Annotated in this window: 7 protein-coding genes and 1 pseudogene; 5 read left to right on the plus strand and 3 right to left on the minus strand. The window is 67.9% G+C overall.

Going from position 1 to position 10,802, the window contains the following annotated elements; genetic code table 11:
- From EAO75_RS44025 to EAO75_RS44035, 3 genes and pseudogenes are all read left to right on the plus strand, one after another.
- The coding region (locus tag EAO75_RS44025) for an MFS transporter (RefSeq protein ID WP_261989702.1) at positions 1-1,263 on the plus strand (1,263 nt) is incomplete at its 5' end.
- A gap of 56 nt (positions 1,264-1,319) precedes the next feature.
- Positions 1,320-1,505: pseudogene (locus EAO75_RS48060) on the plus strand (carboxymuconolactone decarboxylase family protein); the annotation flags it as partial.
- A gap of 289 nt (positions 1,506-1,794) precedes the next feature.
- A complete protein-coding gene (locus tag EAO75_RS44035) occupies positions 1,795-4,680 on the plus strand; it encodes an MGH1-like glycoside hydrolase domain-containing protein (RefSeq protein ID WP_261989703.1) in 2,886 nt (961 codons plus the stop codon).
- An 85-nt stretch (positions 4,681-4,765) separates the two neighbouring features.
- Here EAO75_RS44035 and EAO75_RS44040 read toward each other — a convergent pair whose 3' ends face one another.
- The 3 genes from EAO75_RS44040 to EAO75_RS44050 all read right to left on the minus strand — a co-directional run bounded on the left by EAO75_RS44040 (position 4,766) and on the right by EAO75_RS44050 (position 7,810).
- Positions 4,766-5,548 carry an SDR family oxidoreductase gene (locus EAO75_RS44040; protein ID WP_222724038.1) on the minus strand — a complete coding sequence of 261 codons (783 nt, stop codon included), beginning with the start codon at positions 5,546-5,548 and terminating at the stop codon, positions 4,766-4,768.
- A 105-nt stretch (positions 5,549-5,653) separates the two neighbouring features.
- Positions 5,654-6,493 carry an SDR family NAD(P)-dependent oxidoreductase gene (locus EAO75_RS44045; protein ID WP_148000756.1) on the minus strand — a complete coding sequence of 280 codons (840 nt, stop codon included), beginning with the start codon at positions 6,491-6,493 and terminating at the stop codon, positions 5,654-5,656.
- A 441-nt stretch (positions 6,494-6,934) separates the two neighbouring features.
- Entirely contained in the window at positions 6,935-7,810 is an 876-nt protein-coding gene (locus EAO75_RS44050) for a helix-turn-helix transcriptional regulator (RefSeq protein ID WP_148000757.1), read from the minus strand.
- A gap of 263 nt (positions 7,811-8,073) precedes the next feature.
- Here EAO75_RS44050 and EAO75_RS44055 point away from each other — a divergent pair, with 263 nt between their 5' ends.
- Together EAO75_RS44055 and EAO75_RS44060 are read left to right on the plus strand one after the other, a co-directional pair.
- On the plus strand, positions 8,074-8,946 hold the full coding sequence (locus tag EAO75_RS44055) for a helix-turn-helix transcriptional regulator (protein ID WP_148000758.1): 873 nt from the start codon (positions 8,074-8,076) through the stop codon (positions 8,944-8,946).
- Between the two features lie 159 nt (positions 8,947-9,105).
- Positions 9,106-9,672 (plus strand): flavin reductase family protein, encoded by a 567-nt coding sequence (locus EAO75_RS44060; protein WP_148000759.1) that lies wholly within the window; start codon positions 9,106-9,108, stop codon positions 9,670-9,672.
- The last annotated feature ends 1,130 nt before the right edge of the window (positions 9,673-10,802 follow it).

Here is a 10,802-nt window from a genome sequence, read left to right on the forward strand (position 1 = left end):
GTCCCATCCCACTCCCACCCCTTGTCCCATCCCACTCCCACCCCTTCTCCCCGGCAGCCGGCAGCAGCGTCGCCCACCACCCCGGACCAGCCGCCAACCTGGGCGCCGGCCGCACCGACCACCGCCCTGCTGACCGCGCTGGGTGTTCTGATGGTCGGGCAGATGTACACCGTCCTGGCCCTGCTGCGCCCGATGGCCGCCGCGCTCGGCACCACATCGGGACAGGCCACCTGGACGGCGACGGCGTTCGGCTTCGCCTACGCCGCCGGATTCCTCCTCGCCGGTCCGTTGTCGGACCGCTACGGTTCGCGCGCCGTGATCACCACCGGACTGGTGGCCGCCACGGCAGCCACCCTGGCGGTCGGCGCCGCTCCCGACCTCACGTGGGCCGTCGCCCTGCGGATAGTGCAGGGACTGACCGCCGCGACCTTCGCGCCCTCCGCGCTCTCCTACGTCGTCCACCACATCGCGCCCCAGCGCCGCGGCATCGCCCTGACCTGTATCACCAGCGGCATGTTCGCAGCCGCCGTCATCATGCAGATCGGCGCCCAGGCCGTCGCGGCCGGGCTCGGGTGGCGTGCGGTCTTCTGGATCGGCGCCGCGCTCATGGCGCTGAGCCTGATACCGGTACGCCGTGTGTTGCAGCCCACCCTCCGCCACGGTTCCGGCGGCGGGCTGCGGCAGGCGTTCGCGGCGATGCCACGGCTGCTCGGCTGCCCACGCCTGGTCGCCCTCTACCTCTCGACCGTGGCCCTGATGGCCTCGTTCGTTGCCGTCTACACGGCGATCGCCATCGCCGGACCGCCCGGTATCGCCGGGAACTCGTCCGCGGTCCTCGCCCTGCGGGCCAGTGCGCTGCCCGCCCTGGTGGCCATCCCCGTACTCGCCCCCGTGCTCCAGCGCCTGGCCGCACCCCTGCGCACGGTCCTCGCCTTCGCGCCGGCCGCCCTCGCCGTCGCGGCCGGCTCCTTCCTCGGCGGCCACACCGTGGCGCTGGCCATCGCCCTGCTGCTGTTCGTGGCAGCCGTCGCGGCAGCGGCGCCCGCCGTCGTCGAGACCATCAACGCGGGCGCGGCGCACGCACGCGGCGCGGCTGTCGCCCTCTACGGATGCAGCATGTTCATCGGCGCCAGCCTGGGCCCACAGCTCACCGGTGCGCTGACCGGCCTGGGCTTCGCCGGCATCCTGCGCGTCGTCGCCGCCACGCTCTCGCTGGGCGTCCTCCTGGCCCTGCCCGCGCTCCGCCGCCGGCACACCGACTAGCTCCACCCGCATCCCCGGCGAACCGCTCGTCACCACCGGCGGCACACGACCCGCACATCCATGCACACGCCGCCCGACGGCAGGAACAGAACGGTCAGAAGGTCATCGACTTGCCGGCCGACACCTCCCCCGAGTGGGGACACCAGGTCGTTGCCTGGGCATTCGGCGAGATGTCCAGCCGCCCACAACTGGCCCCGAGAGACCGCCAACTGGTCACCCTGGGCATGCTGACTCTCACGGGGTCCTGGACCGGCGAACCCCAGCACGGGGACGCCGTATTGAGGCAGTGAAGAAGGCTTGGCGGGTCCTGTCAATGACCCCAACGTGAGTCGTTTCAAGGCAATTTCGAAGTGGCCGCAACGGGTTGACACCCCGTTTCCGGGCGCCCATCATCGGTGGCGCTTGAGCGAGGCTCCTCGTGCATCCATCTGTCCGATCGGACACTGGGCCTCACGCCCCACAGATTTGAATCGTTTCAGTGCTCGCGTTCTCACATGCCCACTGATTCCGCATCCGCTCCGGGAGGCTTCCATGCGTCGTCGTTCCCCGCTCAGCAGACCGCCAGGCCGGCACCGCGTCCTCGGCCTCGCCATGATCGCGGTCGCCGCGCTGGCCGCGGGCCCCACGCCGCTCGCCCCCGCGGCGGCCCCGGCTGCCCCAACAGGCGTCAACAAGGCGGCCGTTGACCCCCTGAACTACTCGCCGACCTCCCGCACCCTCAAGCCGGCCGCCGTGTACTCCACGTCCGGCAGCGTCGCGAACCCGCAGAACGTCCTCGGCGGACAGCCGACGCGGATCTCCGGCGCGCAGTCGGCCATCACGCTCGACTTCGGCAAGGAAGTCGGCGGCGCGACAACGTTGTCGTTCGGCGCCGCCAGCGACAGCGGCCAGCGGGTCGGCCTGGCCTACAGCGAGTCGTCCCTGTACGTGGGCACGAACAGCGACCGGAGCAGCGGCCGCGACGGCGAGGACGGAGCGATCCACGCCACGGCCTCCGCCCACGGCACCTACACGACGCCCACGGCTCAACTGCGGGGCGGCTTCCGCTACCTCACCGTCTTCCTCGACACCTCGGGCTGGGTGGACCTCAAGGGCGTCAGCCTCGAGTTCACCGCGGCGCCGGGGAAGGCCAACCCGGCCGACTACGCCAACTACTTCCACTCCAGCGACGACCTGCTCAACCGCATCTGGTACGCCGGGGCGTACACCGTGCAGCTCAACACCATCGCCTCCGACCAGGGCCGCGCCTGGCCCCCACCGGCCACGGAGTGGGACAACAGCGCCACCGTCGGCGTGGGCGACTCGGTCCTGGTCGACGGGGCCAAGCGGGACCGTACGGTGTGGCCCGGCGACCTGGGTATCGCCGTACCCACCCAGTACGCCTACTCGGGCGACCTCACCTCGACGCGCAACGCGCTCAGCACGATGTACGACGTGCAGTCCGCCGAGGGTGAAATCCCCTGGTCGGGGCCGCCGTTCAACCTCAAGGGCTCGGACACTTACCACCTCTGGACGCTCCTGGGCACGGCGACGTACTACACGTACTCGGCCGACCGGGCGTGGCTGGACTCCGCATGGGCCGACTACACGCGGGGCATGGCCTTCATCATCGGCAAGATCGGCGGCAACGGCCTCCTCAACGTGACCGCCGTCCAGGACTGGGCCCGCGCCGGACAGGGCGGCGAGAACATCTCCGCCAACGCGCTGCTGTACGCCACGCTCAAGAGCGGCGCCACCCTGGCGTCGGCCAAGGGCGACAGCGCGCTCGCCGCGAGCTGGAACGACAGAGCGGCCGCGGTGAAGGCGGCGGCCAACTCCCGTCTGTGGGACGCCTCGAAGGGCATGTACAAGGACAACCCGACCAGCGGTCTGTATCCGCAGGACGGCAACTCACTCGCGGTCTGGTACGGGCTCACCGACTCCACCGCGAAGTCGCGCAGCATCGCCGGCCAACTCGCGACCCGATGGGGCATCTACGGCCCCCTCACCCCCGAGTGGGGCGGCAACGTCTCGCCCTTCGCCGGCGGGATGGAGCTGAACGCCCACTTCGCCGCCAACGACGACCACACCGCCCTGGCACAGATCCGCCGTACCTGGGGCCACATGCTGAACAGCGACATCGGCACGAAGAGCACTTTCTGGGAGGGGATCAGGGCCGACGGCGGCCATGCCTACGGCGGTTCGTTCATGAGCCTGGCGCACGGCTGGTCCAGCGCGCCCACCTCCACGCTCACCTTCGACGTGCTCGGCACCGCTCCGGAGTCGGCGACCGGCGCATACCGCTTCGTCCCGCACCCCGGCGACCTCACCAGCGCCGAGGGCCGCATCACCATGCCCCAGGGCGCCGTCAACGCGTCCTGGTCCCGCGACCCCGCCGCCGGCACGTACGCGGCGCGGCTCACCAGCCCGTCCGGCACCAACGGCCGTATCGGAGTCCCGAAGTTCGGCGGCGCCAACATCTCGGTGTCCGTGAACGGCAACGTCGTCTGGAGCAACGGATCCTTCACGCCCACCCCGGGAATCACCGGCGCGAGCCAGGACGACACCTACGTCTACCTCACCGGCGTCGCTCCGGGCAGCTACAACGTGACCGCCACCGGCCTGGGGAATCCTCCGGCGCCGCCCGAGCCGGGTACGGGCACCCTGCGCGCGGGCTACACCCGGTGTGCCGGCGAGGGCGGTACCTGCTCCTTCAGCGGTACCCGCTCGGTGGCCTACGGGGCCGGGACGTACACCTACAAGACGGTGACCGGCAGCACCGCCTGCACGAACGCTTCCTTCCGTGGCGACCCCGCGTCGAATCTCGTCAAGTCCTGCTACGTCGCCGACGCGGGCGGCCCGCCCGGATACACCGTCTGCGCGGCCGAGGGCGAGAACTGCGCCGTGCCCGGCTACAACCGTGACGTGGCCTACGGCGCCAACGGCAACTTCGCCCACCAGGTCACAAGCGGCTCCGTCGCCTGCACCAACGCCCACTTCGGCGATCCCATCGACGGAGTCGCCAAGTCCTGCTACCTGCCGCCCGACGGAGCCCCGGCCGGTGGCTGGACCAAGTGCGCTTCGCAGAACGGCACTTGCCCGGCCGCGGCGGGACAGCCGGTGATGTACGGCGCCTTCGGCGCGTTCACCACGCGCACGGCCACCGGCGACACCCCGTGCACCGACGCCACGTTCGGCGACCCCATCCCCGGCGAGTCGAAGAGCTGCTACACCGCCACCGGCGGCCCGGCCGGCTACGCAACGGCCTGCTCGGACGAGGACGGGACGTGCGCCTTCGGCGGACAGCAGACCGTCGCCTACGGCGCACGGGGCAGCTTTGTCTATAAGTCGTTCACCGGCGGCACCGGCTGCACGACGGCGGCATTCGGCACCGATCCGCTGCCGGGCGTACGGAAGGGCTGCTACCTCACTTCGTGAGGAGCGCCCAATGCCGTCAYGGCGGAGGGCCAGGGCAACAGCGCTCGGCTGTTCCCACCGGCCCTCCGCCRTGACGGGACGGATTTCAGATGGCCTGCGCGGTGGGCAGGATGGTGATCTCGGTGAGGTTGACGTGGCGCGGGACGGCGGCCATGAAGGCGACGGTCTCGGCGATGTCGGCGCTCTGGAGGACGTCGATGTCGCGGATGAGGTCGGCCATCAGCTTGGACGCGTCGGGGTCGGTGACATGGTCGGGGAGCTCGGTGTCGACCATGCCGGGTTCGATGGTGGCGACCCGTACCATCTTGGCGCCGAGTTCGACGCGGAGCAGCCGGGTGAGGTGGCTGATGTAGGCCTTGGTGCCGGAGTAGACGGAGAACTTCGCCAGGATCCGGGTGGCCGCGATGGACGAGGTGTTGATCAGGTCGGCGGGCCTGCCCTGGGCGGCGGAGTCCGTCAGGTGGGGGAGGAACGCGGCGATGACGTTCATCAGGCCGGTGATGTTGAGGTCGATCTGGCGTTGCCAGTCGTCGACCTTGAGTTCCTCGATGCCGGAGATGAGCTGGACGCCGGCGTTGTTGAAGACGAGGTCGGCCTTGCCGAAGCGGTCGGCGACCTGATCGGCGGCGACCTGGACGGCGTCGCGGTCGGTGACGTCGACGGTCAGGGCGAGCGCGGTGCCGCCGGCGGCATCGATGTTCTTGACGACGTCGTCCAGCTTGTCCTTGCGGCGGGCGAGGACGACGACGGTGGCGCCGAGTTCGGCGAGCCGTTCGGCGGTGACGGCACCCATACCGCTGGAGGCGCCGGAGACGACAGCGACACGGCCGGCCAGGGGAGTACCGGTGAGCAGGGCAGCAGACATCACAAAACCTCAATCTCTTTGATCGGAGGTGCGGAGGTGCGGAGGTGCGGAGGGGCGGAGGGTTCGGAAGTTGAGGGGCGCCGCATCGGTGCGGCGCCCGGCGGTGCGTCAGGCGGCGTCGTCGTGTGCGGTGGCGGCGGACTTCTCGCGCCACGGGGCGAGGTCGTCCTGCACCTGCTGGTACTTGACGTCCAGCCGCTCGAGGGTGTCGCGCCCGAGGTAGAGGTGCGTGGGCAGCTTCTCGGTGGAGGCGACCTCGACGATCAGGGCCGCGCCCTTGACGGGGTCGCCGAGCTGCGCGTGGTTGGCCCGGTCGATCCAGTCCAGCGTCACGTGCGCGGGGGTCTCGTCGTAGTCGGCGATACGGTTCGCGGCCACCGAGAGCGAGCTGGAGTCGAGGAAGTCGGTGCGGAAGACGCCCGGTTCAACGACCATCGACTGGATCCCGAACGGGGTCATCTCGGCGGAGAGCGCCTCACTGATGCCGGCGACGGCGAACTTCGACGCGCAGTACAGGCTGACGCCCGGCTCGCCCTCGAAGCCCGACCGGGAGCCGATGTGCACGAGCTTGCCGGACCCCTGCTTGCGCATGACGGGCAGCACGGCACGGGTGACGTTGATCAGACCGAAGACATTGAGGTCGAACAGCGACCGGGCCTCCGCGTCGGTGATCTCCTCCAGCGCGCCGAGCAGGCCGCGGCCGGCGTTGTTGACCAGCACGTCAATGCCGCCGAACCGGTCCACGGCGGCCTCGACGGCCTGCGGGATGCTGTCGTTGTCCGTGACGTCCAGGGCGACCGCGAAGACGTTGTCGGAGTTCTTCAGATCGTCCGGCACCCGCTCCGGGTTTCGTACGGCGACCACGACATTGTTACCGCCTGCCAGGGCGGCGCGGGCGATTTCTGCACCGATACCGCGGGAAGCGCCGGTGACAAACCACGTAGCCATGGGAAAACCTCTTTCGTCGACTCCCCATTTCGGGGATTTCCTGTTGACGTGTTTGAGTCTGCCTGTCGGCTACTGCGCTATGAAGGCTGCGATTTTCCTGGGAGTCCCACACCTAGGAAGACGAAACGTACGTCCGGCGAAGTACCGCGGGCGAGCGGCGAGTTCTGGTGGGCCGAGGTCGGCAGACGCCACAGGATGCAGGCCGTACGGCGGGGGACTGCACACCCCTGGCGTCGTCGCCGGACCCCGCTCAACGCGTGCTCCGGGCTGGGATCCCGGAAGCGGGTATCCGGCCGCCGGGAACGCGGCCGTGACAACGCATGACACCCAAGTTTCGGTCCGCAGGAATCCGGCGAAGCGATTTCTGTGACCCATTCGACAGAATTCCGGGCACCGCCGAGTGCAATGCGCGGTAGCGGCCCAGGCTATGTGGCTTCTGGTTCAGGCGCCGTCCGCAGGGTTCTGCTGACGAGGGATTTCAGGTGCGCTGAGGGAACCCAGCAGAGCGAGGCCGTCCGCGGAAGGGGAGCCCGGCTCTGCCTGCAGGATGACGAGTTGCTGTCCCGGCGCGCTGCGGATGGTGAGGGCCTCGTGCCGCAACTCCAGGTCGCCCACGACGGAGTGGTGCATCTGCTTGACCTCGTAGGGCGGGACCCGGGTGTACTCGCGTGCCCACAGCGAGCGGAACTCGCCGCTGCGTACCGACAGTTCGCCGACGAGCTCCAGGATGCGGGGATCCTCGGGGGTGCTCGCGGCGGTCTGCTGAAGGTCGGCGACCGCGCGATGCTTGGCCCGTTCCGCGTTCCGGTAGAAGGTCTTCGCCGCGGGGTCCAGGAAGAGCATGCGCAGCACGTTGTCGTGCTGGGCGAAGTCGCGGTAGAGGGCGTCGGCCAGTGCGTTGGTGGCCAGCAGATCCTGGGCGTGGCCGATGATGAAGGCCGGCGTCCTGGTCCAGCTTTCGATCAGTTGCCGCAGGTGCGGGCGGACACGCTCGACCCGGAACGGGGATTTCGTACGGCGGGCTGTCGGCCGGGCCAGCCGGAAGAGTACCCGCGTTTCCTCATCCCCGAGTCGCAGCACACGCGCCATGGCCTCCAGCACCCGGACTGAGGGGCTGAGTTCACGACCCTGCTCMAGCCKGMTGTAGTAGCTCAGGCTGACCCCCGTCAGCGCCGCGACCTCGTCCCGCCGCAACCCGGGCACCCTTCGGCGGCCGGCACTGGGCAGTCCCGCGTCCGCAGGGCTGAGGCGTTCCCGGCGGGAGCGGAGGAACTGACCCAGCCCTTCATCCGAGTCAGGGCGCGTGACGTTGTCCATGCTCCCGAGGCTAGGCGGAAAACGCCCGCAAATGGTCTGCCGATGGTGGGTGCGTTACACCCAGGAATTGGGTCCACGAGAGGCGCACGGATGTGAAGGACAGCGAAAAGCCACCCGGCGCCCGGCCTCCGCACCAGCTACGCGAGGCCCGGAAAATCCCACCAATCAGGACACGAATCCACTCCACGTTCAAGATCCGCAACCCAGTGTCACAGTGCGCGACCGACACGTCCCGTGGGCTGGAAACCATCTAGTCTTGCCGCATGAGCAATGGGACACCTTTGGGTGATTTCCTCAGAGCCCGCCGCGAGGCCCTCAAGCCTCAGGACGTCGGTCTGCCCGAATACGGGCGACGCCGGGTGCCGGGACTACGCAGAGAAGAAGTCGCGATGCTCGCCGGCGTCAGCTCCGACTACTACAKCMGGCTGGAGCAGGGGCGCGAGAACAGCCCCTCCCCGCAGGTTCTGGAGGCAGTGGCTCAAGCCCTCAAGCTGGATGCGGAAGCCGCCGACCATCTCAACCGGCTCTGCCTCACTGCCGCACAGCGCCCGCGCGACTGGGGCGAGACGGACGTCAGCCAACAATTGTTGGAGCTGATGAACGGGTGGGAACACTCCCCGGCCTTCGTCGTCGGCCCGGCCCTCGACATCATGGCCGCCAACTCCCTTGCCATGGCCCTCCACAGCGGGTTTGACCAGACCGACAACCTCGCCCGCATGGTGTTCGTCGACCCGGCAGGCCGCGAGTTCTACCAGGAATGGGAGCGGGCCGCGCACTCCTGTGTCGCCGAAATCAGGGCCGCCTACGGCCACGACCCCGAATCGGCCCGCATCGCCGAGGTCGTCGCGGAACTGTCCGCCCAGAGCGAGGAATTCGCCGCACTCTGGAAGTTGCACGAGGTCAAGGGCAAGTCCCAGGAAGGCAAGCATCTCAAGCACCCACAGGTCGGAGACCTGCACATCAAGTTCGCGGCCTTCACGGTCAATGGGGCCCCGCACCAGCAGCTCGTGGTCTACCAGGCCGAACCGGCCAGCCCGACAGCGGCCGCCTTCGAGACGCTGAGGGCCACGGCCGCCGAGCCGAACCAGGCTCAGACAGTTGCGCGCGCAGCCGACCTCGCCGCCAAGGACCAGTAGCGCGAACGGGAGCAGGTGAGCCTGGGCGGAGACTGGTCCTGCCGTACCCAGGAACAACGCAGCCTTCATGGGGCTGTGCCCGTCTGCCGACACTCGATGCGACAGAGAGCGCGCCGGGCTGTGACGCCGACGCGCGGTCGCACGGCTCCAGGAGCAGACATGATCACCGTGAAGGACCTTCAGCCCCACCCCCTGGACCAGGTCCACCGTCTGATCGAACCGGGCCCCGTCATCCTGGTCACCACTCGGCACCGCGGCATCCCGAACGTGATGACCAACGGATTCAACATGATGGTGCGCCATGCCCCGCCTCTGATCGCGTGCACCATCGGCCCCTGGGACCACACATACTCGGCCCTGATCGAAACGGGCGAGTGCGTCATCTCGGTCCCGACGGCGGACCTGGCTGCCACCGTGGTCGACATCGGCAACTGCTCGGGCGCCGACGTGGACAAGTTCAGGGAGTTCGACCTGACCGCCGTATCCGGTGCGGAGGTCCAGGCGCCGCTCGTGGCCGAATGCTTCGCCAACATCGAGTGCAGGATCGCCGACAGCAGCCTCGTGGCCCCCTACAGCCTCTTCCTGCTGGAGCCGGTCAGGGCATGGACCGACCCCTCGCAGCCCCAACCGCAGTTGTTTCACCACCGTGGAGACGGAACCTTCACGGTCGACGGGCCGACCGTCGACCTGAAGGCCCGCATGACCAAGTGGCAGTACCTCCTGTAGACCGCCTGACGGTGAGTGCGAAGCGCCACGCGGCACGAAAAGACACAGAAGCCGACGTCGCCGTCTTGCCAGTTCGCGTCAAAACTGGGCACCGTTCTGACGTCGACCTCGCTCTACCGGACAGACCGAGGGGGAGGCCAAGCTCGCGTAACGGGCTTTGTAGGTTCGGGCAGTTCCGCAGCCAGATATCGGACGCAACCGGCCAGCATGAGAGGTATTGATCATGTCGACGACAGCGCCCGTGCACTTGCGCGAACGACTTGCGGTGGACACCTCTCGCATCATGGTCCTGCGATTATTCGGTGTTCGGGCATCAGCGTCACGTAATTTCTGGAGTTGGAAAGCGGGGGCTTCCTTCTTGGTCGTTAATTTTTCCCCCCCTTTGACCGTCGCCGTGTCCAAGACGCTAAACTCATCCAGTCTATTTTATGGTAGCGCCTTTACTTGGACGTTGTACTACTCGGCAGTAAATCTTGTGGTTGTCCTGTGCCAGTGGTGCGGCTGTCGTGTTCTTCAGTATGCCATCCATAGCGTGGACGAAATGTTGACAACGCGAGGGCGAATCCGGTTTCACGAATGGATCGACCGCGGCGTTTCGTCGACTCGGCAGCTAAGGTCTATGGCGGCCGGAGCCACTATATCTGTGATCGCGTTGTCGCTGGCAGAAGAGTCGTATCGATTAGCCGATCAAACCCCCATTCGGATCTCCGCGTATGCAGCCGTTGCCATGACGGGAGCTGTCGGGGCTAATAGCCTGTATTGGATATTGCGGGCGGCCCATCTTTCGCGCATCATTACGGCTTCGGGCTGTTTGTCGCTGTGGTGGGYCGCCCCCGCGAACACTCCCGGCTTGGAGAATCTTGCGCGGTGGTACAGAATAGTCGCAGCTTGGTCAGCGGTTGGGTTGACCGTGTCTTTTGCGCCATTATTGTATGTATCCCGCCATGTTTCCAATAGCGGTCCGCTATCGGTAGTCAAGTGGACTTTGGCGGTCACGTTGATGCTGTCGCTGGTGACTTTTGTCCTGTATTCTCATTGGCGGCTGTCTCTGGCGGTTGCTGAACGCCGGATGGCCACTCTGCGCCGACTCAACAGCGCCATGCCTCGCCGTCCTCCGGGCCGCCCTCAGC

The sequence above is a fragment of the Streptomyces sp. UW30 genome, assembly GCF_008042075.1.
Lineage (GTDB): Bacteria > Actinomycetota > Actinomycetes > Streptomycetales > Streptomycetaceae > Streptomyces.

Bases quoted from the DNA above. Each gene is read 5' to 3' on its own strand.
- EAO75_RS44035 (WP_261989703.1), top strand. From the start codon at position 1,795: ATGCGTCGTCGTTCCCCGCTCAGCAGACCGCCAGGCCGGCACCGCGTC.
- EAO75_RS44045 (WP_148000756.1), bottom strand. From the start codon at position 6,493: ATGGCTACGTGGTTTGTCACCGGCGCTTCCCGCGGTATCGGTGCAGAA.
- EAO75_RS44060 (WP_148000759.1), top strand. From the start codon at position 9,106: ATGATCACCGTGAAGGACCTTCAGCCCCACCCCCTGGACCAGGTCCAC.